The sequence below is a fragment of the Streptomyces sp. NPDC048288 genome, assembly GCF_043201555.1.
GTDB lineage: Bacteria > Actinomycetota > Actinomycetes > Streptomycetales > Streptomycetaceae > Streptomyces.
The window spans coordinates 38,258-63,052 of the sequence record NZ_JBICZD010000028.1; the positions used below are offsets into that span (position 1 = coordinate 38,258).

Annotated in this window: 17 protein-coding genes; 9 read left to right on the forward strand and 8 right to left on the reverse strand. The window is 71.3% G+C overall.

Annotated features, from left to right (window positions below; genetic code table 11):
• Positions 1 to 66: 66 nt before the first annotated feature.
• Entirely contained in the window at positions 67 to 1,119 is a 1,053-nt protein-coding gene (locus ACGFZS_RS48980; RefSeq protein WP_393800708.1) for an LCP family protein, read from the reverse strand.
• 197 nt (positions 1,120 to 1,316) lie between these two features.
• Between ACGFZS_RS48980 and galE the strand changes: the two genes are divergently transcribed.
• The 5 genes from galE (at position 1,317) to ACGFZS_RS49005 (ending at position 10,965) form a co-directional block, all read left to right on the forward strand.
• Positions 1,317 to 2,303, forward strand: coding sequence for a UDP-glucose 4-epimerase GalE (galE, locus tag ACGFZS_RS48985; RefSeq protein WP_393800709.1), 987 nt, complete (start codon positions 1,317 to 1,319; stop codon positions 2,301 to 2,303).
• Entirely contained in the window at positions 2,303 to 3,403 is a 1,101-nt protein-coding gene (locus tag ACGFZS_RS48990) for a hypothetical protein (RefSeq protein ID WP_393800710.1), read from the forward strand. The genes galE and ACGFZS_RS48990 overlap by 1 nt, the downstream gene beginning before the upstream one ends.
• Before the next feature lie 28 nt (positions 3,404 to 3,431).
• Positions 3,432 to 5,021, forward strand: coding sequence for a hypothetical protein (locus tag ACGFZS_RS48995; protein ID WP_393800711.1), 1,590 nt, complete (start codon positions 3,432 to 3,434; stop codon positions 5,019 to 5,021).
• Between the two features lie 287 nt (positions 5,022 to 5,308).
• Positions 5,309 to 6,478 (forward strand): CDP-alcohol phosphatidyltransferase family protein, encoded by a 1,170-nt coding sequence (locus tag ACGFZS_RS49000; protein ID WP_393800712.1) that lies wholly within the window; start codon positions 5,309 to 5,311, stop codon positions 6,476 to 6,478.
• Positions 6,478 to 10,965 carry a glycosyltransferase gene (locus tag ACGFZS_RS49005; RefSeq protein ID WP_393800713.1) on the forward strand — a complete coding sequence of 1,496 codons (4,488 nt, stop codon included), beginning with the start codon at positions 6,478 to 6,480 and terminating at the stop codon, positions 10,963 to 10,965. Before ACGFZS_RS49000 ends, ACGFZS_RS49005 begins: the two co-directional genes overlap by 1 nt.
• A gap of 66 nt (positions 10,966 to 11,031) precedes the next feature.
• Here the strand turns inward: ACGFZS_RS49005 and ACGFZS_RS49010 are convergent, their stop codons facing one another.
• From ACGFZS_RS49010 to ACGFZS_RS49025, 4 genes are all read right to left on the reverse strand, one after another.
• Positions 11,032 to 13,161, reverse strand: a complete 2,130-nt coding sequence (locus ACGFZS_RS49010) for a 3-hydroxyacyl-CoA dehydrogenase NAD-binding domain-containing protein (protein WP_393800714.1) — start codon at positions 13,159 to 13,161, stop codon at positions 11,032 to 11,034.
• Positions 13,158 to 14,375: a thiolase family protein gene (locus ACGFZS_RS49015; protein WP_393800715.1), complete on the reverse strand. Its 1,218-nt coding sequence runs from the start codon at positions 14,373 to 14,375 to the stop codon at positions 13,158 to 13,160. Before ACGFZS_RS49015 ends, ACGFZS_RS49010 begins: the two co-directional genes overlap by 4 nt.
• 151 nt (positions 14,376 to 14,526) lie before the next feature.
• Positions 14,527 to 15,537, reverse strand: a complete 1,011-nt coding sequence (locus ACGFZS_RS49020) for a LacI family DNA-binding transcriptional regulator (protein ID WP_393800716.1) — start codon at positions 15,535 to 15,537, stop codon at positions 14,527 to 14,529.
• The gene (locus tag ACGFZS_RS49025) at positions 15,534 to 17,903 is read right to left on the reverse strand and encodes a glycoside hydrolase family 2 protein (RefSeq protein WP_393800717.1); all 2,370 of its coding nucleotides are present in this window, start codon (positions 17,901 to 17,903) and stop codon (positions 15,534 to 15,536) included. The genes ACGFZS_RS49020 and ACGFZS_RS49025 overlap by 4 nt, the downstream gene beginning before the upstream one ends.
• Positions 17,904 to 18,058: 155 nt before the next feature.
• Here ACGFZS_RS49025 and ACGFZS_RS49030 point away from each other — a divergent pair, with 155 nt between their 5' ends.
• Genes ACGFZS_RS49030 through ACGFZS_RS49040 form a run of 3 tightly spaced genes read left to right on the forward strand, consistent with a single transcriptional unit; the run spans position 18,059 to position 21,065 of the window.
• Positions 18,059 to 19,375 (forward strand): extracellular solute-binding protein, encoded by a 1,317-nt coding sequence (locus ACGFZS_RS49030; RefSeq protein WP_393800718.1) that lies wholly within the window; start codon positions 18,059 to 18,061, stop codon positions 19,373 to 19,375.
• Entirely contained in the window at positions 19,372 to 20,238 is an 867-nt protein-coding gene (locus ACGFZS_RS49035; RefSeq protein WP_393800719.1) for a carbohydrate ABC transporter permease, read from the forward strand. Before ACGFZS_RS49030 ends, ACGFZS_RS49035 begins: the two co-directional genes overlap by 4 nt.
• A complete protein-coding gene (locus ACGFZS_RS49040; protein ID WP_393800720.1) occupies positions 20,235 to 21,065 on the forward strand; it encodes a carbohydrate ABC transporter permease in 831 nt (276 codons plus the stop codon). Before ACGFZS_RS49035 ends, ACGFZS_RS49040 begins: the two co-directional genes overlap by 4 nt.
• Here the strand turns inward: ACGFZS_RS49040 and ACGFZS_RS49045 are convergent.
• Together ACGFZS_RS49045 and ACGFZS_RS49050 are read right to left on the reverse strand one after the other, a co-directional pair.
• Positions 21,043 to 21,393: a hypothetical protein gene (locus ACGFZS_RS49045; protein ID WP_393800721.1), complete on the reverse strand. Its 351-nt coding sequence runs from the start codon at positions 21,391 to 21,393 to the stop codon at positions 21,043 to 21,045. The genes ACGFZS_RS49040 and ACGFZS_RS49045 overlap by 23 nt on opposite strands.
• Before the next feature lie 33 nt (positions 21,394 to 21,426).
• Positions 21,427 to 22,284, reverse strand: coding sequence for a hypothetical protein (locus ACGFZS_RS49050; protein ID WP_393800722.1), 858 nt, complete (start codon positions 22,282 to 22,284; stop codon positions 21,427 to 21,429).
• Between the two features lie 308 nt (positions 22,285 to 22,592).
• Between ACGFZS_RS49050 and ACGFZS_RS49055 the strand changes: the two genes are divergently transcribed.
• Complete coding sequence (locus ACGFZS_RS49055; RefSeq protein ID WP_393800723.1) at positions 22,593 to 23,279, forward strand: TetR family transcriptional regulator; 687 nt, start codon at positions 22,593 to 22,595, stop codon at positions 23,277 to 23,279.
• Between the two features lie 13 nt (positions 23,280 to 23,292).
• On the opposite strand, the gene ACGFZS_RS49060 is transcribed toward ACGFZS_RS49055, so the two are convergent.
• The gene (locus ACGFZS_RS49060) at positions 23,293 to 24,573 is read right to left on the reverse strand and encodes a ribonuclease D (RefSeq protein ID WP_359217111.1); all 1,281 of its coding nucleotides are present in this window, start codon (positions 24,571 to 24,573) and stop codon (positions 23,293 to 23,295) included.
• Positions 24,574 to 24,795: the final 222 nt, after the last annotated feature.

Below are 24,795 nucleotides of genomic sequence, written 5' to 3' on the forward strand. Positions count from 1 at the left end.
CGGTCTGAAGCACCGGTCTGCAGCACCGGTCTGAAGGACCGGTTGAAGCACCGGCCCGATGTGCCGTCAGCTTCCGCCCGTGGCCGGGGACTTCTTGGCCGACTCGGGGATCGTGGAGTCGGTGCGGATCGCCTTCCAGAGCGTCGACGCCTGCGGTTCGGCGGCCACCACGCGGTTCGGGTCGACCTTGTCGTACGCCACCGGGAGCATGATCGTCTCCATGGTGGACGGGTTGACGCCGTTCAGGCTGCGGCCGAACTCGGCGAGCTTGGTGAGCGAGGCGAGGTCGGAGTCGGTGGTGAGGGCCGCGGTGAGCTTGTCGGCGATCTTGTACGCCTTGACCGGGCTGCCCAGCAGGTCCTGCTTCTGGATCTCCGAGAGCAGGGCGATCAGGAACTGCTGCTGGAGGCCTATCCGCCCGAGGTCGCTGCCGTCGCCGATGCCGTGCCGGGTGCGGACGAACTGCAGGGACTGGGTGCCGTTCAGCTTGTGGGTGCCCTTGGTGATGTTCAGACCGCTGGAGGAGTCGTGGATGTCCTGGTCGACGGTGATCGTCACCCCGCCGATCGCGTCCACCAGGTCCTTGAAGCCGGCGAAGTCCACCTCGACGTAGTGGTCCATGCGGACCCCCGAGATCTGCTCCACGGTCTTGACGACACAGGCCGGGCCGACCTGGGAGTAGATGGAGTTGAACATCACACGCTTCGCCGAGGCGACCTCGGTGCCGTCCGCCTTGGTGCACTTCGGGCGGGTCACCAGGGTGTCGCGGGGGATGCTGATCGCGACGGCCTTCTTGCGGCCCTCGGGTATGTGCATCACCAGCGCGGTGTCCGAACGGGCGCCGGAGACCAAGGCGCCGTCCAGCTTCGCGTTGGCGCCGGCCCGTGAGTCCGAGCCCAGGATCAGGACGTTCTGGCCCGAGGTGGGCAGCTTCTCCGGGCGGTCGTCGCCGATCGCCCGGTCGATGTCGACACCCTTGATGTTGCCGTCGATGCCGCTGTAGAGCCAGTAACCGGTACCGGCTCCGGCGATGACCAGAACGGCCAGGGCGAGCAGGATCCAGCGGCCGGTCCGGCGCTTGCCGGTGCGCTCGCGCTTGGGCGTCGGGACATGGCTCATCCTGCTTCGAGTCCTCAAAGGTCGTGCCCCGGCGGGGCGGTGCGGTGGGTGAGGACTCGGGTGGGGGGTGGCCGGTCCCGGTGGTGCTGCCCGGTCGAAACCGTACGGGCAAACCGTACAAGGGGCAGACGACCGCACGATCATGCCCAACCGGTGATGTATTTGTAAACAGCAGCCAAAGAAATAGTATGCGCGCCATGACGTGGCTGATAACAGGCGGTGCCGGCTTCATCGGCGCCCATGTCGTCCGCGCGATGCTCGCCGCCGGCGAGCGGGTCGCGGTGTACGACGACCTCTCGACGGGCGACCCCGCCCGGGTCCCCGACGATGTGACCTTCGTCAAGGGCTCGGTGCTCGACGGCACCCTCCTGCGGCGCACCCTGACCGACCTCCGGATCGACGGTGTGGTCCACCTCGCGGCCAAGAAGCAGGTCGGCGAGTCGGTCGAACGGCCGCTGCACTACTACCACGAGAACGTCCAGGGCCTGCGGACCCTGCTGGAGGCCGCCGCCGGGACCGGCGTACGCCACTTCCTGTTCTCGTCCTCCGCGGCCGTCTACGGCATGCCCGACGTGGACCTGGTGACCGAGGACACCCCCTGCGTCCCGCTCAACCCGTACGGCGAGACCAAGCTGGCGGGGGAGTGGCTGGTGCGCGCCACCGGCCGGGCGCACGGGATGACCACCGCCTGCCTGCGGTACTTCAACGTCGCCGGGGCGGCCGCCGGACACCTCGCGGACACCGGCGTCTCCAACCTCGTCCCGATGGTCTTCGAGAAGCTCACCGCGGGCAGCGCCCCGGTGATCTTCGGCGACGACTACGCGACCCCGGACGGCACCTGCGTACGGGACTTCATCCACGTCGAGGACATCGCCTCCGCCCATCTCGCCGCCGCGCGGGCGCTGCCCGGCCGGGAACCGGGCAGCGACCTGACGGTCAACATCGGCCGCGGCGAGGGGGTCTCGGTCCGCGAGATGATCACCCTGATCGGCGAGGTGACCGGCTACGGCCCGGCGACCGCCCCGGTCGCGGCCCCGCGCCGCGCCGGAGACCCCGCGCGGGTCGTCGCCTCGGCCGACCGCGTCCGCGCCGAACTGGGCTGGACGGCCCGCCACGACGCCCGTGCCATGGTCACCTCGGCCTGGGCGGGCTGGTGCCTGCGCCACCCGGAGGCCCGCCGCTGATGGCCGGTTCCGTGCGCGACCGGGTCGCCGCGGCGCGGCCGTCCGGCGGGATCCCGGCGGGCCGCACCGTGCGGTCCGGGCCCTGGCTCCTCACCGGGCACGACGGCCGGCTCCTCGCCTACGCGCACGTCGACGGCGCCGTGCTGCGCTGGACCGAGGCCCGCCCGGGCGGCCCCGACTGGCTCGGCCCGGACGTGCTGCCGGTCGAGGGAGTCTCCGAACTCACCGTCGCCCAGGGCCGCAACCGCTACGCCCACCTGGTCGGCCGCCGGGTGCGCGGCACCGGGGAGACGGCGCCTGCCGTGGACCTGGTCTACGCGATCCAGTACCAGGCGGGCCGCCCGCTGAGCGAGTGGCGGTCCGCGGGCAACCCGCACGCCAAGCGGGAACGCACCGCGCAGATGGGCGCCCCGACGGCCGTCGTCGACACCTCGGGCGCCCTGCACATCCTGGTCGCCACGGCCGAGGGGCGGCTGGCCCTGCGCCGTGAGGACGCCCGGGGCCGCTGGGAGCCCTGGCTCGACCTCAAGGTCGCGGCCGTCCTGGACGCACCGGCCGCCGTGGCCACCTCCACCGGGCAGACGCATCTCCTCGCCCCCACCGCCACCGGCGCCCTGACCTGGTGTCAGCCGAGGCCGGGCGCGGTCCCGGAGCGGGGCCCCGATCCGGGCGTCGTTCCGCTGCCCGGCTCGGCGTGCGGTCTGGAGACCTCGCCCGGCCGGGCCACCTTCTACCTGACCGACGCGGTGGGCGGCGGCGCCGTCGCCGTCCGCCCCGGCAACTGGCCGGTGCCGCTCGGCGGGAACCCCGGCGACGGACGCCACGCGGCTCTCGCCACCACCCTCGACGGCCACCCCTGCACGGTGCTGGCCCACCGGGACACCGAGGGCCGCCTCGTGCTGGGCGCCTGCGGGGCCGAGGCGGAGCACCACGGGGTGTGGTGGACCGACACCGGCACCGTCTGCCAGGGCGATCCGGTGCTGGCCCACGACGGCCTCGGCCGCGTCGTCCTGATGGCCCACACCGAGGACGGCGGCCTCGCACTGGCCCGCCAGGACAACGGCCCGGGACTGACCCTGGGCGACTGGAGCCCGCTGTGAACAGCCACCGGCCGAAGGACGTGAGGACATGACACGCAGGTCCGACGGCACCAGGCCCACCGGGGTATCCGGCCCCGTCGGTTCCGGTGGGACGCCGGATGGTCGTGGGCATCTGGTCGCCGTCGTCGTGCCGGAGCCGGGGGACGCGGTGGCGGTGGTGGAACGGGCGGTGGCCGGTAGTGGGATCGCGGTGGTCTGTCTGCGGGCCGGTGCCAAGGACGGCCGGGCGGCGCTGGACCGGGCGCTCGTGGCGGCCGAGAGCCGCGGCTGCCGCGCGCACGGCGGTCCCCGGGTGCTCGGGGTCGATCCCGCGGACGCGCTGCCGGCCCTGCGGGAGGAACTGCGCGCGCTCGATCCGGAACGGCTGCACACCCTCGACCCGGACCCCGTGCACACCGGGATGGACGAGGCGAGCGGAGTGCCCTCCTACGGGGTGCCGGACGCGCACACCGAGACCGCCGCCGTGGCGCTCGCCGCGGCCCGGGCCCACCAGACCGAGACCGGGCGGCCGTTGTACGTGGACTGCCTGCGCGCCGAACAGGGCCCCGGGGGCACCGCCGCCGTCCGCCACCCGGCGCCGGTGAACTGGCTGTCGGCCGGCTTCGACGGCCGGCTCACCGCGTTCTGGCCCACGGCCGCCGGCGTGGTGCGCTGGTACGAGGAACTGCCCGGCGGCCGGTGGCGCGGCCCGGAACTGCTGGAGGGACCGGGGCTGCTGCCCGGCCTGCTCGTGGTCCGCGATCCGCACGGGCTGCCGCATCTGCTCGGGCTGCGCCGGACCGCGCGCGGCGACGGCGGGGTGGACGTCGAGGTGGTGCACACGGCCCAGTACCGCACCGGACGGCCGCTCGCCCCCTGGTCCACCCTCGGCGGCCCGAACGCCGCCGCCTGGCGCAAGGGACGCGAAGTCGGCTTTCCCGCGGCCGCGTTCGACGCCGCCGGGGACCTCTGGGTCTTCGTGCGCAACTTCGGGCACAGCGTGAGCCACCGCCGCCGGTCGGCCGACGGCGGGTGGACGCCGTGGCAGCACCTGAGCGGGGTGCGGGTCGCCGACGACCTGGTCGCGGTGACCGCCGAGCACGGCGGGGTCGAACTGTTCGCCCGGGCCCGGGACACCTCGGCGGTGCTGCGCTGGTGCCAGGGCCCGGACGGCAGCTGGCGCGAGGACCGCGGTCTTCCGTTCGCCGCCCGCCCGGGCAGCCTGGCCCCGGCCGCCGAGCCGGGCGCGGTCCTGTTCCGCGACGCCCGCACCGGCCGGACCTGCTTCTGGCGGCCGGGTGCCCCCGGCGCCTATCCGCTCGACGACCCGGAGAGCGGGTCCGGCGCGCCGTCCGCGGCCCGGGGTGTCGAACTCGCGGGCTGGGGCTACTCCGTACTGGTCGGCCGGGGGACCGACGGCACCTGTGCGCTCGGCGCGCATCCGGCCGGCCGGCCCGACACGGGCGTGTGGTGGCAGGAGGCCGGCGCCCCCTCGTTCGGCGCCCCGGCCGCCGCCGTCGGCCGCAGCGGGCGACTCGCCGTGGCGACCCGGCTGCCCGGCGGGCGGCTGCTGGTGGCCCGCCGGGACGAGAGCCGGGACGGGCTCGTGCTCGACGGCTGGCGCGCGGTGGGCGGCTGAGCCAGGTCTGCCGAACTGCCAAGCGGATGGCTGGATTCCTACCCTCGATGCGCCCTTGGTGCCCGATCGCAAGGCATGAGCCAAGCGAGCACCAAGGGTTCGTCACGGTTTCACAGTGTGAAGATCGCAAAGGGTTGTACGGGAAGGCTGTGATCCACGTCGCGGTCAACCGCAGGTCAATGCGTGTCGACACTTAAGTGAAGGATTGTTAAAGTTCGGGTCGCTGATGTGATTGGCCTGTGAATGCAACAGGCGATGTGTCCTGTTTAAGGGGTGACTGGGGGGTTATGGCCAGGCTTTCGTTGCGGGCTGTCCAGAAACTGACCTGCAAGAAGCGAGACGCCTGGTGGACGGTCTTCCTCGTCGACCCCGTCGCCACCCGACTGCTGCTGGTCGTCGCCCGGTTCCGTTTCATCACGCCGAACCGGGTCACCTGGGCCGCGCTGTTCGTCGGGCTGGCCGCGGGCGGCTTCTTCCTGGAGGGCGACCGGCAGTCCCTGATCATCGGCGCCCTGCTCTACCACGTGAGCTTCATCCTCGACTGCATCGACGGCAAGCTGGCCCGCCTCAAGGGCAACGGCACCGTCTTCGGCGGCTGGCTCGACTACGTCTTCGACCGCATCCGTGTGCTGTTCTGCGCCCTCGCCCTGATGGGCGGCCAGTTCCTGCCGCACGACGACGAGCGCTACCTGGTGGCCGCCCTGGTCGTGGTCTTCCTCGACATGCTCCGCTACGTCGACGCGCTCCAGATCTACAAGATGCGCATGGCGATGCGGACGAAGATCGAGAAGGTCACCCGGGCCGATGTGGAGGCGAAACGTTCCTCCAAGGAGGACGCACCGGTCGTCTTCATGGAGGACCTGCTCCGCGACAACCCCCACACCCCCGCCGAGACCCTCCGCGCCGAGTCCGGCGCCGGCAACGTGGTCGACCTGCACGAGCAGTTCCGCGACCAGTTCCCCTGGTACACCCGGATCCGCCGGACCATGCTGCGCACCCGGATCCGCCCGCATCTGTTCAGCGGCATCGAGTTCCAGATGTTCGTCTTCATCGTGGGCCCGCTGATCGGCCAGATCCTGTGGACCACCGCGATCTCGGCGGGTGTGCTGGTGCTCTTCGAACTCGTCATCATGTACAAGTTCTGGCTCTCCACCCGCGACTTCACCAAGGTCATGGAGGCGCTGAACCCCGACTCCGGCCCGGCGGGCGGCACCATCGCCCCGCAGCTGCACCGGGGCCGCCACCGCCGTGCGGCGGCCGACGCCCTGCTCGCCGACGAGCGCTACCGGGCCCCGGAGCCGGAGGAGGACCCCTTCTTCCGGCCGTACCCGCAGCCGAACCCCGTGGCCGGGGGACTCCCGCACATTCCCGTGCCGCACGGCGACACCATGCCGCTCACCCAGGTCGGACAGGCGCATACCGCACAAAGGGCCCCGGCGGGCCGGGAGAACCACTGATGAGAGCCCACGAGGCGTACGACGGCGGCAACTCCTGGGTCAGCGTGGTCATCCCGGCCCACAACGCGGCCACCACGATCGGCAAGGCGCTCCAGTCGGCGCTGAACCAGACCTACGAGCCGGTCGAGGTGATCGTCGTCGACGACGCCTCCACCGACGGCACCGTCGAGGTCGTCGCCAACTTCGCCGGCACCGACCCCCGGGTCCGCGTCCTGCGCCGCAAGGAGAACAGCGGCGGGGTGGGCGCCCCGCGCAACTGGGGCATCGCCCAGGCCGAGGGCCGCTGGGTGATGTTCCTGGACGCGGACGACGAACTCCCGCCCCGCGCCTGCGAACGGCTGGTCGCGAGCGCCCTGGAGACCGGCAGCGACATCACCGCCGGCAAGGCCGTCCGCGTCAACCGGGCCACCGGTGACGCCGAGCCCTGGGCCCCCGAGGTCTACGCGATGGGCCGGACCGTCTCCTCCCTGGAGGAGTTCCCGCTGCTGCTCTCCGACCCGATCGCCGCCGCCAAGCTCTACAGCGTGGAGTTCCTGCGCTCGTGCGGCGTCTGGTTCCCCGAGGGCGTCTTCTACGAGGACACCTACTTCTCCACCGTCGCCGGCTGCCTGGCCCGGGGCATCACGGTCCTCACCGAGCCCGTCTACCGCTGGATGTGGGAGCCGGACGGCAGCTCCATCACCGGCCGCACCGGCGAACTGCGCAGCATCACCGACCGGATCGCGGTGCACCGGGCCACCGACCGGTTCCTGCTGGAGCGCGGGCTGTGGCAGCTGAAGGTGCGCAAGGACGCCAAGTTCCTCGCCCACGACCTGCGGCTGTACATGCGCGCCCTCGCCGAGGGCGACGCCGGGTTCCAGCAGCGCTTCGCCGACATCGTCAGCTCGTACCTGTTCTCGCTGAGCGAGGAGGCCTTCGAACTGTGCGGCCCGGTGGACCGGGTGCGCGCCTACTTCCTGATGTACGAGGAGATCGAGGCCGCCCTCACCACGCTGGACTACACCCGGCGAAAGAGCGTCTTCTCCTCCCACCTGATCGAGGAGGACGGCCGGGTCTACTGGTCGGCCGACCACCTGCACCTCCCGGACGCCCGCCGCATGCTGGACGTCACCGAGCTGGGCCTGGCCGCCGCCCCGGTCACCCAGCTCCCGCTCTTCGCCCAGCTCAACTCCTGGCGCGTGGAGCGCACCGAGCTGTCGTACACCGGTGAACTCGTCAACCGCTTCGGCCGGATCGGTGCCGGCGACCCGGTCTCCCTCTCGCTGGCCGTCCGCAACCGGCACACCAAGAAGGACGTGGTCGTCCCGGTCCCCGAGGTCGAGGTCGACGAACGCCTGCTGGCCTTCGCGGGCAGCGTCGACCTGGTGAAGCTGCTCGGCGACGACCTCGCCGACGCCACCGTCTGGAACGTCTCGGTCGTCGTGGAGTGGAAGCGCAGCCGCTCCCGCTCCGCGCTGAGCGTCCGGGACATCACCCTGGACGGCCTCACCTTCGACCGGGACGGCGAGGAGTACGAGGGCTACCGCACCGTCAGCGGCAACCTCGCCCTGCGCTCCGCCACCGCGGGCCGCCGCACCTTCGAGACCGAGCAGAACGACCCGGACGCCCCCTGGATGTGGTGGCGCGACCGGATCCACCCGCCCGTCCGGCGGCCGAGCGGCCCCTTCGACCTCGCCGTCGTCGTCCCCTGCTACAACGTGGCCAGGTACCTCGACGACTGCCTGGCCTCCCTCGCCGCCCAGCGCGGTTTCGCCACCACCCAGGTGATCCTGGTCGATGACGGCGCCACCGACGAGACGCCGCAGATGCTGGACCGGTTCGCCGCCCACTACGCCAACGTCACCGTCGTCCACCAGCGCAACGGCGGCCTCGGCAACGCCCGCAACACCGGCCTCGACCAGGTCGCCGCCCCGTACGTCACCTTCCTCGACTCCGACGACATCCTCGGCGAGGACGCCCTCGCCGCGCTGCTGGAAGCCGCCCGCCGCGACGGCTCCGAGGTCGTCATGGGCGACCTGGTCAACTTCCCCGACCGGCCCTACGGCCCCTGGAAGGACTACTTCGGCCGGGGCGACCGGCTGATCACGGACTTCGCCGAGATCCCCGACATGATCTTCAGCGGCTCGGCCTGCAACAAGCTCTTCTCCACCGACCTGCTGCGCCGCCTCGGCCTGCGCTTCGGCGAGGGCGTGCACTTCGAGGACGCCTGGCTGACCCTGCCCGCGATGCTCCGCGCCCGCACCCTGAGCCTGGTCGACCGGCCCGTCTACTGGTACCGGGGCCGCCCCGACGGCTCGTCCATCATGGACTCGCTGTGGAGCAAGCCCGCCAACTACCGCGACCACCTGCGGCTCAACCACTTCCTGCTGCACTACAGCGGCGAGGAACGCCCCGAGATCCGCCGGATGTTCCAGCGCTACGCCGCCCGCACCTACAAGGGCTTCCTGTGCAACGCCCGCAACGTGATGGGCCGTACCCAGCTCGCCGAGATGTTCCCGGACCTGCACCGGCACTACGCGCAGATCCCCGACGACGTCATCACCGAGTTCGTCACCAGCCCGGCCCAGCAGCTCGACCACTACGCGGCCCGGACCGGCAACTTCGCGCTGTTCGCCGACCCCGAACCGGCCCTGGCCGAGGCCCCGCCCGCGGTGGAGATCGACGACGACGGCTTCTACCGCACCTTCCCCGGCGGCCGGCTGCACAGCGCAGCGGCCCGGGTCAAGGACCCCAACGTGGTCGTGGAGAGCGTCCGCACCCGCGACGACGTGCTGGTCCTGGAGGGCTGTATGGCCTTCCCCGGCCTGGACCTCGCGGGCCCGACGGCCAACCGCCTCGAACTCGTCTACCAGGTCCGCGACACCAAGGTCACCGTCCCGCTGACCCAGGTCTACCGCCGCGACCTGTACAACGCCCGGGGCAACCGGGACCTGTACGCCGGCTGGTACGCGGAGATCCCCGCCGCGAAGCTCGCCGGGACCGGTTTCGGCGTCGGCGACTTCCGGCTGCGGGTGCACCGCGCGGACGGCACCCGGCACCGCAACGTCGTCATGAAGGCCCGCCTCGCCCTGCACCGCCTCAAGGGCCCCGGCAGGGTCGGCCGCTACCCGTACATGCTGACCATCGGCGCCCAGGACGCCCTGCATCTGCGCCTGGTCGCCCCCGGCCGCACCGCCCGGCTGCGCCACGCGCTGTGGCGGACCGGCCGCGAACTGCGCATCCTGCGCACCCGCAACCCCGGCTGGCGGATGCGCCTCGCCTACTGGCTGACCCACCCCTTCCTGCACGGCAAGGAGATCTGGCTGGTCGGCGAGCGCTCCGACACCGCGCAGGACAACTCGTACCACTTCTTCAAATGGGCCCGGCTGCACCGCAGGCGCCGCAACGTGTACTACGTCATCGACGCGGCCAGCCCTGACCACGCCAAGGTCGCCCCGTTCGGGAACATCCTGAAGCTCGGCTCCTTCAAACACCGCGTGTACCTGCTGCACGCGACCAAGCTCATCGGCTCCTACGACTCCGAGTCCTACCTGGTCCCCGAGGGCTACAAGAAGGCGCTCTTCCTGCACCGCTTCGGCGAACTGGTCCGCTACCAGCGGGTCTTCCTCCAGCACGGCGTCACCTACAACGACGTGACCTCCGGCGCCGACCAGCGCGTCGCGAGCTACGACCTGCTGGTCACCGCGGGCCGCCAGGAGCGCGACTTCATGGCCCTGGAGGCCGGTTACGGCGACCGCGCCCAGCCGGTCGGCTTCCCGCGCTTCGACGCCCTCCAGCGCGAACGCCGCGACAAGCCGCGCATCCTGCTGATGCCGACCTGGCGGCAGTGGATCGTCACCGCCTCCTACAAGAAGTCCGCCGGACCGGCGAGGACGAGCTTCACCCAGTCCGAGTACTACCGCTTCTACAAGACCCTCCTCTCCGACCCCCGGCTCGGCCGCGCCCTCGACCACTTCGGCGTGGACCTGGAGTTCTTCCCGCACTACGAGATCCGCCCCTACCTGCACACCTTCCAGTTCTCCTCGCCGTCCATCCAGGTCGCCGACCCGCACACCCGCAATGTGCAGCAGGCGATGAAGGAGTGCTCGCTGATGGTCACCGACTACTCGTCGGTGTTCTTCGACGTGGCCTACATGGGCATCCCGCTGGTCTACGTCCCCTTCGACGAGGAGGACTTCTACGGGCGGCACTACAAGCGCGGCTACTTCAACCTCGCCGAGGACGGCTTCGGCCCGGTCTGCCGCACCGTCGACCAGGCCGTCGACGAGATCATCGCCGCCATCGCCCGCGACTTCACCGTCCAGCCCGAACACCGCGCCCGTGTCGAGGAGTTCTTCGTCCACCGCGGCGGCGGCAACTGCGAACGCGTCTTCGACGCCATCGACGCCCTGGGCACCGCCTCAGCCGCCGAACTGGCCCCGCCCGGCCCCGTCGGCGCCCTCCCGGCACCCCGCCCCGCCGACCCCGAGTGGGTCGGCGCGGCCTGACCTCCTCGCGGGCATGCGAAAGGGGGCCTCCGCGTCGCCGCGGAGGCCCCCTTCAGCGTGTGGCCGTTACGCCGGGACCGAAGCCACGCCCGGGGCCAGGAACTTCTTGCCGTTCACGCGCTCCGAGACGCCCTCGCGGTCCAGGTACGGCGTGATGCCGCCCAGGTGGAAGGGCCAGCCGGCGCCCGTGATCAGGCAGAGGTCGATGTCCTGCGCCTCGGCGACGACACCCTCGTCGAGCATGAGCCCGATCTCCTGGGCGACGGCGTCCAGGACGCGGTCCCGGACCTGCTCCTCGGAGAGGACCACGTCACCCTGCTTGAGCAGCGCGGCGACCTCGGGGTCCAGCTCCGGCTTCCCGCTGTCGTAGACGTAGAAGCCGCGCTTGCCCGCCTTGACGACGGCCGCGAGGTTCGGGGAGACCGTGAAGCGGTCCGGGAAGGCCCGGTTGAGGGTCTCCGAGACGTGCAGGCCGATGGCGGGACCGACCAGCTCCAGGAGGACGAGGGGAGACATCGGCAGGCCGAGGGGCTCGACCGCCTTCTCCGCGACCTCGACCGGGGTGCCCTCGTCGATGACGTTCTGGATCTCGCCCATGAAGCGGGTGAGGATGCGGTTGACGACGAACGCCGGGGCGTCCTTCACCAGCACCGCGGTCTTCTTCAGCTTCTTGGCGACGGCGAACGCGGTGGCCAGCGACGCGTCGTCGGTCTGCTCGCCGCGCACGATCTCCAGGAGCGGGAGGATCGCGACCGGGTTGAAGAAGTGGAAGCCCACGACCCGCTCGGGGTTCTTGAGCTTCGACGCCATCTCCGTCACCGAGAGGGACGAGGTGTTGGTGGCGAGGATCGCGTGCGCCGGGGCGACCGCCTCGACCTCCGCGAACACCTGCTGCTTGACGCCGATCTCCTCGAACACGGCCTCGATGATGAAGTCCGCGTCGGAGAAGCCCTCGGCCTTGTCCAGCACACCGGTGACCAGGGCCTTCAGGCGGTTGGCCTTGTCCTGGTTGATACGGCCCTTGCCGAGCAGCTTCTCGATCTCGGCGTGGACGTAGCCCACGCCCTTGTCGACCCGCTCCTGGTCGATGTCGGTCAGCACGACCGGCACCTCCAGGCGGCGCAGGAAGAGCAGCGCGAGCTGCGAGGCCATCAGGCCCGCGCCCACGACGCCCACCTTGGTGACCGGACGCGCCAGGTTCTTGTCCGGGGCACCGGCGGGGCGCTTGCCGCGCTTCTGCACCAGGTTGAACGCGTAGATGCCGGCGCGCAGTTCGCCGCCCATGATCAGGTCGGCGAGCGCCAGGTCCTCGGCGTCGTAGCCCTGCTGGAGGTCGCCGTTCTTGGCGGCGGCGATTATGTCCAGGGCGCGGTAGGCGGCCGGGGCCGCGCCGTGCACCTTCGAGTCGGCGATGAACCGGCCCTTGGCGACGGCCTGGTCCCAGGCCTCGCCGCGGTCGATCACCGGGCGCTCGACCTCGATCTCGCCCTTCAGCACCTGGGCGGTCCAGATCAGCGACTGCTCCAGGAAGTCGGCACCCTCGAAGAGGGCGTCGGCGATGCCGAGGTCGAAGACCTGCTGCCCCTTGAGCTGCTTGTTCTGGTTGAGGCTGTTCTCGATGATCACCGAGACGGCCTTGTCGGCGCCGATCAGGTTCGGGAGGAGGGCGCAGCCGCCCCAGCCGGGAACCAGGCCGAGGAAGACCTCGGGGAGCGAGAACGCCGGGATGGCCTTGGAGACGGTCCGGTACGTGCAGTGCAGACCGACCTCGACGCCACCGCCCATGGCGGCACCGTTGTAGTACGTGAAGGTCGGCACCGCGAGGCCCGCGAGGCGCTTGAAGACCTCGTGGCCGCCCTTGCCGATGGCCAGCGCGTGCTCGTGCTCCTTGAGGAGCTCGACGCCCTTGAGGTCGGCGCCGACCGCGAAGATGAACGGCTTGCCGGTGATGCCGACACCGACGATCGTGCCCTCGGCCGCCTCCTTCTCGACCTGGTCGATGGCGGTGTCGAGGTTCGCCAGCGAGGCCGGGCCGAAGGTGGTCGGCTTGGTGTGGTCCAGGCCGTTGTCCAGGGTGATCAGCGCGAAGCGGCCGGCCCCGGACGGCAGGTCGAAGTGGCGCACGTGCGCCGACGTGACGACCTCGTCGGGGAACAGGTCCGAGGCCTGCTTCAGAAGCTCGGTGGTGGTGCTCACTTGTCCCCCTCGAAGTGCGGGTTCTCCCAGATGACCGTCGCGCCCATGCCGAAGCCGACGCACATGGTGGTCAGGCCGTAGCGGACGTTCGGCTGCTCCTCGAACTGGCGGGCCAGCTGCGTCATCAGACGCACACCCGAGGAGGCCAGCGGGTGACCGAAGGCGATCGCGCCGCCGTACTGGTTGACGCGCTCGTCGTCGTCCGCGATGCCGTAGTGCTCCAGGAAGGCCAGCACCTGCACGGCGAAGGCCTCGTTGATCTCGAAGAGACCGATGTCGGAGATGCTGAGCCCCGCCTGGGCGAGCGCCTTCTCCGTCGCCGGGATCGGGCCGTAGCCCATGACCTCCGGCTCCACACCCGCGAAGGAGTACGCCACGAGACGCATCTTCACCGGCAGGTTGTTCTCGCGGGCGAAGTCCTCGGAGGCGATCAGCGAGGCGGTCGCACCGTCGTTCAGACCGGCCGCGTTACCGGCGGTGACCCGCCCGTGCACACGGAACGGCGTCTTCAGGCCCGACAGGTTCTCCAGGGTGGTCCCCGGCCGCATCGGCTCGTCGGCGGTGACCAGACCCCAGCCGGTCTCGCCGCCCTCCGGGTTGGTCCGGCGCACCGAGATCGGCACCAGGTCGGCCTGGATCCTGCCGTTGGCGTACGCCTTGGCGGCCTTCTCCTGCGAGCGCACCGCGTACTCGTCCGCGCGCTGCTTGGTGATCGTCGGGTAGCGGTCGTGCAGGTTCTCCGCGGTCATGCCCATGAACAGCGCCGACTCGTCGACCAGCTTCTCGCTGACGAACCGCGGGTTCGGGTCCACGCCCTCGCCCATCGGGTGGCGGCCCATGTGCTCGACACCGCCGGCGATGGCGACGTCGTACGCGCCGAACGCGACGGAACCGGCGACCGTGGTGACGGCGGTCAGGGCGCCCGCGCACATCCGGTCGATGGAGTAGCCCGGCACGGACTGCGGCAGACCCGCGAGGATCCCCGCCGTACGGCCGATGGTCAGACCCTGGTCACCGATCTGCGTGGTCGCGGCGATGGCGACCTCGTCGATCTTCTTGGTGTCCAGACCGGGGTTGCGGCGCAGCAGCTCCCGGATCGCCTTCACGACGAGGTCGTCGGCACGGGTCTCGTGGTAGATGCCCTTCGGGCCCGCCTTGCCGAACGGGGTACGGACGCCGTCGACGAAGACGACATCCCTGACGGTACGAGGCACGATTGGCTCTCCTCCAGGGTGCGGGATGGCACTGCTGCATGCGCTGAGCGCGCGCTCAGGCCCCATGCTACTTATGAGTAACGTGACTGCCCAGCCCCGACGGCGGGAGCGGCGAAGGTCACATCGAAACGCCGCCCGCCGGAGCGCCCCTTCACCGGGGCGGCGCCGTGGACCCTCTGGGCGTCAGTACCGGAGTAGCCACGGGATGTGACCCCACCTCCCCGAACAACGTCCGAGCCACATCCACCCCAAACCCATACACATCGTGACTCATCGCCGACAACGTCGGATGAGTCAACCGGCACAACTGCGAGTCGTCCCACGCCAGCAAGGAAACATCCCCCGGCACCCCCAACCCCATCTCCGCGGCAACCGAAAGCCCCGCCACCGCCATGATGTCGTTGTCGTACATGATCGCCGTAGGCCGGTCGTCCGGCGCCGCACTCAACAACGACCGAGTCGCCCGCGCCCCCGCCTCCCCCGAGTAGTCGGTCGTCACCTGCCACACCCCGCCCAGCTCCAACTCCCGCGCGGCTTCGGCAAACGCCGCCCCCCTCATGGCCGTATGCGCCAGCGCCGCCGCGCCCCCCACCCGGGCGATCCGCCGGTGCCCCAGCGCCGCGAGATACCGCACGGCCTCCTTGACGGCATCGCCGTCCTCCGTCCACACGGACGTCAGCCCGCCCGTCAGCGAGGGATGCCCCACGGCCACCACCGGCAGCCCCAGCCGCCGCGCCGCCGCCACCCGGGGGTCGTCCGCCCGGAAGTCGACGAGGATCGCCCCGCCGATGTGCCGCCCCTTCCACCAGGAGTCCAGCAGCCCGGCCTCCTCCTCCGCGCTGCGCACCAGCCGGAGCAGCAGCGAGCAGGAGTGCTCGGTCAGCACGCTCTCCACCCCCGAGACGAACTCCATGTAGAAGGGTTCGAGGCCGAGCATCCGCGCCGGCCGGCAGATCGCCAGGCCGACCACGTCCACCCGCGCCCCGGCCAGCGAGCGGGCCGTGGTGTCCGGCGCCCAGCCCAGCTCCCGCGCCGCCGCGAAGATCCGGTCCCGGGTCGCCTCCGCGAGCCCCGGCTTGTGGTTGAAGGCGAGCGACACGGCCCCCTTGGACACGCCCGCGCGCGCGGCGACGTCCTTGATGGTGACGCGGGGTGCTGTCATCGGGCGGGCTCCACGCAGTACAGGGCGGCCCGGGCGGCGGCCACGTCGGGAGTCTCCCAGCCGCTCACGCCGATCGTGACCCGTTCCCCGGGAAGCAGCGTGACCAGTCCCCGGTCGGCGCGCGCGGCCGGGTCCAGCCGGTCGGCCTGCAGCAGCAGATCCCGTACGAGGGTGCGGGCCGTCACCGTCACCGCGCCCGGCGCGACGGTCACCTCGAACTCGGGCTTGGGATAAGGGATTTCCCGGTCCGGCACGGGGAAATACAGGGCCCGCAGCCCGTCCGCGTCGGCCACCAGGAACTCCGCCGGTCCCTCGGGCCGCAGCCCCCGCGGTACGTCGACGACCGCGACCGCCCGCGCCCCCGCCGCCAACGGCAGCAACGCCCTCCCGACCAGCACCCCGTCCACGGTCATCCGGCGCAGCGCCAGATCGCCGTTCCACGCCCGCGCGGCCTGGTTGACGGCGGCCAGCACCAGTCCCCGCTCCCGCGTCCGCAGCGTCAGCAACCGGTCCGCGTACAGCCGCCGCAGCTCGTGCCAGAGCGGCTTCTCCCGGCCGTCCCCGTCGATCGCCGCCCAGGAGGTCACCGGCCAGCAGTCGTTGAGCTGCCAGACCACCGTGCCCGCGCACACCGGCCAGTGCGCGCGCCAGTGCTCGATCCCGGCGGCCACCGCACGCGCCTGGTTGACCTGCGTGAGGTAGTGCCAGCGGTCGAAGTCCCCGTCGGGGAAGGCGAAATGGGGTTCCAGCCCCCGCCGCAGCTTCCCGTTCCCGTCGTCCGCCTTCTGGTGGTGCAGCATCCCGGGGGAGTCCGCCGCGAGCTCCTCGCCCGGCAGCGCCCGCCGCAGCGTGGCGTACGCGGGCGGCGCCTGCCACCCGAACTCGGCCACGAAACGCGGCACTTCGGAGCGGTACTCCGCGTAGTCCGCCCGGTTCCACACCTCCCAGGAGTGGTGCGTGCCGTGCGCCGGATCGTTCGGGTGCCGCTCCCACGACCCGGACCAGGGGCTGCCCGCCGTGTACGGCCGGGCCGGATCCAGCTCGGCGACGATCCGTGGCAACAGGCCCAAGTAGTACCCCTCGCCCCAGGACTCCCCGCCCAGCGGCTCCTCCCACCCCCAGTCCCGGAACCCCCACAGGTTCTCGTTGTTGCCGTTCCACAGCGCCAGCGAGGGATGCGGCATCAGCCGTACGACGTTCTCCCGGGCCTCCGCCTCCACCTCGCCGCGCAGCGGCTGCTCCTCCGGGTAGGCCGCGCACGCGAACGGGAAGTCCTGCCAGACCAGCAGCCCCAGTTCGTCGCAGGCGTCGTAGAAGTCCTCGCTCTCGTAGAGGCCCCCGCCCCAGACCCGTACGAGATCCACCCCCGCCTCCGCGGCCCGGCCGAGCCGCTCCCGGTACCGGTCGCGGGTCACCCGAGACGGGAACACGTCGTCCGGGATCCAGTTGACCCCGCGCGCGAACAGCCGCTCCCCGTTCACCACGAGGGTGAACGCGGTCCCGTGCTCGTCGGGCCGCCGGTCCAGCTCCACGGTCCTGAAGCCGATCCGCCGGCGCCAGGAGTCGAGCACCCGGTCCTCGTGGAGCAGCGTCAACTCGACGTCGTACAGCGGCTGTTCGCCGTAGCCGCGCGGCCACCACAGCCGGACGTCCGGCACCTCCGCCCGTACGACCGCACCCGTCCCCTCGACCGGGGCCCGCGCCTCCTGCCCGCCCACCCGTACCGCCACCGTGAGCCCCGCCCCGGCCCGGATGCGCTCGACGTCGACCCGCAACTCCACCACGCCCAGGGACTGTCGGACCGTCACCACCGGCCGGACCCGGGCGATCCGGGCCGTCGACCAGTGTTCGAGCCGCACCGGCCGCCAGATCCCGGCGGTCACCAGCGTCGGGCCCCAGTCCCAGCCGAAGGAACAGGCCATCTTGCGCAGGTACTGGTACGGCTCGGTGTAGGCGGCGGGCCGCTCGCCCAGCCGGTCGCGCACCGCGGCCGCCTCGGTGTACGCGGAGGCGAACCGGACCGCGAGGCGGCCCTCCCGCCCGGTCACGTCGAAGCGGTAGGACCGGTGCATGTTCCTGGTCCGGCCCAGGAGTCGGCCGCCCAGGGTGATCTCCGCGGCGGTGTCGAGCCCGTCGAAGACGAGGTCGGTCCGCTCGTGCCCGGAGGGCGCGCTCAGCCCGGTCGTGTACGTCCACTCCCGCCGCCCGACCCAGGCCGCCTCGGTCTCGTTCCGCCCGAGGAAGGGGTCCGGGATCACCCCCGCGGCGAGCAGGTCGGTATGCACGCAGCCCGGCACCGCCGCCGGCAGTCCGCCCCCCTCGTACTCCAGGACCCAACCCTCGCCGAACGGCGTGACCTCCAGCATGCGCACTCCCTAAACCGGTCTACTCCAGCACTGGGCGTACCTTCCGCATCCTTGGCGGGATTGGGACTTTACCGGTCTAGGAAAGCGCTGTCAGAGTGCCGAATCAGCCAACCCCGCAGGTGCTCTTCCGTCTCTGCCGAACGGAGTGGACGCACATGAACGGACGTACGCTCGCCGCCCTGGCCACCGGAACCGCGCTCCTCCTCGCCGCCTGTACCGGTACCGGCGGTGCGACGAAGGGCGCGGACGCCAAGGCGCCGGACGATCCCTCGAAGGTGACCGGGACCATCACCGTCCTCACCCAGCGGACCGACCTCAAGCAGGACGGCACGCTGGACCGATACGCGGCCGAGTTCAACAAGGTCTATCCGAAGGTGAAGGTCGAGTTCCAGGCGCTGACCAACTACGAGACCGAAGTCAAGATCCGGATGAACACGGAGAACTACGGCGACGTCCTGATGATCCCCGGGGTCATCAAGAAGAGCGACTACCCGAAGTTCTTCGCCTCCCTCGGCACCCGGGCCGACCTCTCGAAGAAGTACCGGTTCACCGGCTTCACCACCGTCGACGGCAAGGTCTACGGCCAGAGCCCGATCGGCGTGATGCCGGGCTTCGTCTACAACAAGCGCGTCTGGAAGGCGGCCGGGGTCACGCGATGGCCCACCAGCCCCGCCGAGTTCCTCGCCGACCTCAAGGCGATCAAGGCGAAGACCGACGCGACCCCGTACTACACGAACTACGCCGCCCAGTGGCCGCTGTCCTCCTGGACGTTCGTCAACGGCTCGGTCCACTGCGACACCGGGGCCACCACCAAGCTCGCCGCGGGCGACCCGTGGGCGCAGGGGGCGGACCTGCGGGTGGGGGACACAGTGCTATATGACATAGTCCACGACGGGCTGGCAGAGAACGACCCGACCACCACCAACTGGGAAGCCTCCAAGGCCCAGCTCGCCAAGGGCAGGATCGCCACCCAGTGGCTCGGCACCTGGGCCGTCGTCCAGTTCCAGGACGCCGCGAAACAGGCCGGCGTGAACCCCGACGACATCGGCTTCATGCCCTTCCCGGCCCAGACGGACGGGAGGTTCTGCGGGACCGTCGGCCCCGACTACAACCAGGCCGTCAACGTCCACTCGAAGCACAAGGCGGCCGCCCGCGCCTGGATCGACTGGTTCACCGACAAGTCCGGCTACGACACGGACAACCTGGCGATCTCCCCGCTGAAGAACGCGCCGCTGCCCGCCGTCCTCAAGCCGTACGAGGACGCCGGGGTGAAGCTGATCGAGCTGGACGACACGGCCGGCGCCAGGGTCAAACTGATCGACTCCGAGTCCGAGGTCGGCATCTACGCCCCCGACTACCGCCAGCGGCTGGTCGACCTGGCCCGGGGCGCCCGCGGCGGCACCCTGGACGGCTTCCTGGGCGACCTCGGCAAGAAGTGGACCGCGGCGGAGAAGACGGCGGGGACGTCATGACCTTCTCGCGGCGCCTCACCCCCTGGCTCTTCCTGCTGGCCCCGCTCGCCCTCCTGGTCACCTTCACCTACGCGCCGATCGTGAACATGCTGGCGTACAGCTTCACCGACTGGGACGGCGTAAGCCCCGAGCTCCACTACACCGGCGCCCACAACTACGCGGAGATCTTCACCCGCCCCGACCTCTTCGAGGTCTTCCTGGTGAGCGCGTACTACCTGGCGGCCTCCGCGGTCCAGATCGTCGCGGCGCTGTACTTCGCGACGATCCTGAGCTTCGACATCCGCTTCCGGAACTTCTTCAAGGGCGTGCTGTTCTTCCCGTCCCTGATCAACGGGGTGGCGATCGGTTTCGTCTTCCTCTACTTCTTCCAGGACGGCGGCACCCTCGACTCGGTCCTGGCGCTGTTCGGCGTCCACACCGACCACGCCTGGCTCGGCACCCCGGTCTCGGCGAACACCTCGCTGGCCGGGGTCTCGGTCTGGCGCTACCTGGGCCTGAACTTCGTCCTCTTCCTGGGCGCGATCCAGTCGATCCCCGGGGAGTTGTACGAGGCGGCCGAACTGGACGGCGCGAACCGCTGGCAGCAGTTCCGCCACATCATCGCGCCCGGCATCAGACCGGTGGTGACGCTGACGGTGATCCTCTCCGTCTCGGGCTCGCTGTCGGTCTTCGAGGTGCCGTACATCATGACCGGCGGGGCGACCGGCACGGAGACCTTCGTGACGCAGACCGTGAAACTCGCCTTCCAGTACAACAAGACGGGCCTCGCCTCGGCGGCCGCGGTCGTCCTGCTCCTGATCGTCCTGGCGGTGACCTGGCTGCAACGGCGGCTGGTCCCCGACGACAGGGTGGACCTCGTATGACGCGGCGACGGGTGGTACGAGCCCTGGTCTACCTCTCCCTCGTCAGCGCGGCGCTGGTCGTGCTGCTCCCGCTCACCGTGGTCCTGCTGACGTCACTGAAGTCGTCGCGCGAAATGGCCGACGGCAGCGGGGCGTTGACCCTCCCCGACGACCCGCTGAACCTCCACAACTACGTGACCGCGTTCCACGACGGCGGAATGCTGCGCGCCTTCGGCAACACGCTCTTCATCGTCGTCTTCTCGATCGGCGGGACGGTGCTGATCGGCTCGATGACGGCCTACGCGATCGACCGTTTCACGTTCCGCTTCAAAAGGCCGGTGATCGCGCTGTTCCTGCTGGCCGCGCTGGTCCCGGGAGTGACCACCCAGGTGGCCACCTTCCAGATCGTCAACAGCTTCGGCCTCTTCGACACCCGCTGGGCGCCGATCGCCCTCTACCTGGGCACGGACATCGTCTCGATCTACATCTTCCTGCAGTTCGTCCGCTCGATCCCGATCTCCCTGGACGAATCGGCCCGGCTGGACGGCGCCAACGCGTTCACGATCTACCTCAGGATCATTCTCCCGCTCCTGAAACCGGCGATCGCGACCGTCGTCATCGTGAAAGGCATAGCGGTCTACAACGACTTCTACATCCCGTTCCTCTACATGCCTTCACAAGATCTTGGCGTGATCTCGACCTCGCTGTTCCGGTTCAGGGGCCCGTACGGAGCGCACTGGGAGATCATCTCGGCGGGAGCGATCCTGGTCATCCTGCCGACCCTGATCGTCTTCCTCTGCCTGCAGCGCTTCATCTACAACGGCTTCATGCGCGGAGCGACGAGGTGAGGGAGCCGCTGTCGTGCTCCAGGGCGCGGATCACCCGGTAGTCCCGTTCGACGGCCGACAGCTCGCTGCCGCGGAGCACGGCCTCGGCGGGCACCCGGCCGGCGGGCGTACGGACCTCGCCCACCGCGACCACGGTGGGCAGGGACCGCAGGACGGCGTCCGCCCACGGCGCGCTCGCGGTCCGCGGACACATCCGCACCCGGACGAGGTGCTGTCCGCCCGGAGCGGGCGGCCGCCGGGGGGCCGCGGCAGGGATCCAGGTCTCCAGTGCCTCGGCGGCGCGGTCGTGGCCGGTCGCCGTCCGCAGCGCCTCGTCGGCGGGCGTCACGACGGGCGCCGCGACCGCCCACACCAGCAGCGGTCAGTCCTCGGCCCGGTCGTCGTCGCCGTACACGAACCGGGTGGTGACCGGTCCGCACACCACGCCGAGCGCGTCGAGCACCCGTGCGGCGGCGGCCGAGAGCGTCCGGGACAGCGCGCTGCCGGGGGCGAGCAGGTCGGCGCGGTCCAGCAGGCCGTGCCGGGTGCGGACGTCCGCCCACAGGTCGGTGACGACATGCTCGGGCCGCCCCCGCGGGCCCGGACGGGTGGCGGAGTTGACCGTGTACTGGCGGCGGGAGGGCCGCTCGCTCAGGACCAGGTGCGGGCTCCCGCACTGCCGTGCCGCCGCGCTCCGCATCGCGGGCCAGGCGGCGCCGATCTGGACCTCGTTCGCGCACTCCACCGGGGCGACCGGGGTCCCGGCGGCCGCCGGGGCGAGCAGGTAGCCGGGCCGGGGGAGGGCCCGCGACCAGGCCAGGGCGTCGGCCAGACTCGTCGTACGGATGCTCCGCAGGGCGGGGATCCCCACCCGGGACAGCCGGGCCGCCTGGGCCCCCCGGTCGTACCGCAGCGGCGAGGACGCCGGATCGGCTCCCGGGAGCCCCAGCTGCCAGGCGATCCGCTCGGCCGTCTCGATGCCGCAGGCGCTGCCCGCGACGACGGCCGAAACCCCCAGCGCCCGCAGCGCCTTGACGGTCTGTCGAACGCCCCGGTGCACGACCGCGCCGGTGTGCCCGGCGGGCACCGCCGCGACCGGGTACGCCCACGGCCGCTGACGGCGCTCCGGGACGACCGCCACGGTCCGCCAGCCGTGCCGGGCGAACACCCGCGGATAGGGGCTCCCGCCGTCGTGCGGGGCGACCACCGCCGCGGTGCCGGCGGCGCAGGGACAGGTCATGTGCCACCCCAGCTTGTTGGGACCGATCAGTCTCTTCTGCCGTACCCTGCGACGACCGCACCTCCCCCGAGCGTGCGGTAGCCGTACAGGCTACCTTCTGCGACAGAAGGGACTGATCAGTCTGTTCTGACGGCGCCAAGTCTGGAACCCTGACCGTGGGACGTCAAGTGATCCCACTTCGCAGCGCGCTCCGAAATGAGGCAGGTAACGACTGATAGTAAGGTGTGGGACTTACCGATGGTGGGTCGCGGGGGCCGGTAGGATCGACGACCCGATCACCGTGTCCGCGGCCTCGAAGGCGAGAGCGAATGAGCAACCCGCGCAGGTCGCGACGTCAGCAGCAGCGCGCCATCAACACCCGGCAGCGCATCCTCGACACCGCGGGCGCGCTCTTCGTGTCGGACAGCTACGAGGGGACCTCGGTCAGCGACCTGATCACGGCCGCGCGGACCAGCAAGGGGGCCTTCTACCGGCACTTCCCGGGGGGAAAGGCCGACGTGGCGTCGGCCATCATGGAAGACACGCTGACCATGGACGGGCTGCGCGAGCAGCGGCTGATGCTCCAGGAAGTGGTCGACATCGGCATGATCCTGGCCCACCGGATCTCCCGGGAGAAGGCCCTGCAGGCCGCGCTGATGCTGTCGTTCCACAGCAACGCGCCGGAGACCTACGGCACTCCCTGGCCGGACTGGATCGCCTTCAACACCGGGCAGTTGACGCAGGCCCGGCAGCGGGGCGAGCTCAGGTCCTTCGTCGACCCCGAGGAGCAGGCCTACCAACTCGCGGGGGACTGGGCCGGGGTGGTGCTCATCTCCCACACCGTCGACCGGCACCTGGGGAACGTCGAGACCCGGGTGTCGCGCATGTACCGCAACCTGCTGACCGCGATCGCGGTGCCGGAGCTGCTGCCGGAGATCGACTTCTCGGTGCGGCGGGGCGAGCACCTGTACACCGCGTACCTCGAAGGCGCCCCCGATCCGGAGGCGCCGGAGTGAGAAACCGCCGGCGCTAGGCGGACAACGCCGTCACCAGCACCGGCGTCACCTGCTCGACCTGCCACGGCCGGGCGCCGTACCCCACCAGCGCGGCCCCCACGCTCTCCGCGTCCACCGTCTTCGGCGGCTCCCAGCAGAGCCGTCGCACGGTGTCCGGGGTGATCAGGTTCTCCTGCGGCATGGTGAGCTGCTCGGCCAGCGCCGACACCGCGGCCCGCGCCGCGGACAGCCGGGCCGCGGCGGCCGGATCCTTGTCGGCCCAGGCCCGCGGCGGCGGCGGACCCGTCACCGGCTGCCCCGGCTGCGGCAGCGCGGCGTCCGGCAGCGCCTTGGCCCGGTCCACGGCCGCCTGCCACTGCTCCAGCTGCCGGCGCCCCATCCGGTGGCCGTACCCGTTCAGCGCGGCGAGGGCGTGCACGTTCGCCGGCAGGGCCAGCGCGGCCTCCACGATCGCCGCGTCGCTGAGCACCTTGCCCGGCGACACGTCCCGCTTCTGCGCGATCCGGTCCCGGGTCTCCCACAGCTCCCGCACCACGCCCAGCTGTCGGCGCCGCCGCACCTTGTGCATGCCCGACGTCCGGCGCCAGGGGTCCTTGCGCGGCTCGGCCGGCGGCGCGGCCGCGATCGCGTCGAACTCCTGCCGCGCCCACTCCAGCTTGCCCTGCCGGTCCAGCTCCTTCTCCAGGGCGTCCCGCAGGTCGACGAGGAGCTCGACGTCCAGGGCCGCGTACCGCAGCCAGGGCTCGGGCAGCGGCCGGGTCGACCAGTCGACGGCGGAGTGGCCCTTCTCCAGGACGAACCCGAGGACGCCCTCGACCATCGCGCCGAGCCCGACCCGGGGGAACCCGGCGAGCCGGCCGGCCAGCTCGGTGTCGAAGAGGCTGCTGGGAACCATGCCTATCTCGCGCAGACAGGGCAGGTCCTGGGTGGCAGCGTGCAGCACCCACTCGACGCCGGCCAGGGCCTCGCCGAGGCCGGAGAGATCGGGGCAGGCGACGGGGTCGATCAGCGCGGTCCCGGCGCCCTCGCGGCGCAGCTGGACGAGGTAGGCGCGCTGTCCGTAGCGGTAGCCGGACGCGCGCTCGGCGTCGACGGCGACGGGACCGGAGCCGGCGGCGAACGCGGCGATCACGCGGGCGAGCGCGGCCTCGTCGGCGACCACGGGCGGAATGCCCTCGCGGGGCTCCAGCAAGGGGATCGGCGCCTCCGTCACAGAAGACCCGGCGTCGTCCGGAGGGGTACCCCCGGTGGTGCGCAGTGAACTGTCTGCTGCGGTGTCTTGGGCGTCGGTCACATGTCAAGGGTATCCGTGTGTGGACGGCGCCCCGCGCCCGGAACATACCGCGGCGGGGGGCCGGGGGGGGGTAAACAAAAAACACCGGGGAAAATTAACGCACACCAACGGGGGCCCCCGGGCGTGGGGGGGGGGCTGGGGGTGTTGTCGGTGGCGGGGGTGGGGGGGGGTGTGCTCGTCCTGGGGGGGGACCCCGCGGCCGCCCACGGCGAGGTTGACCTG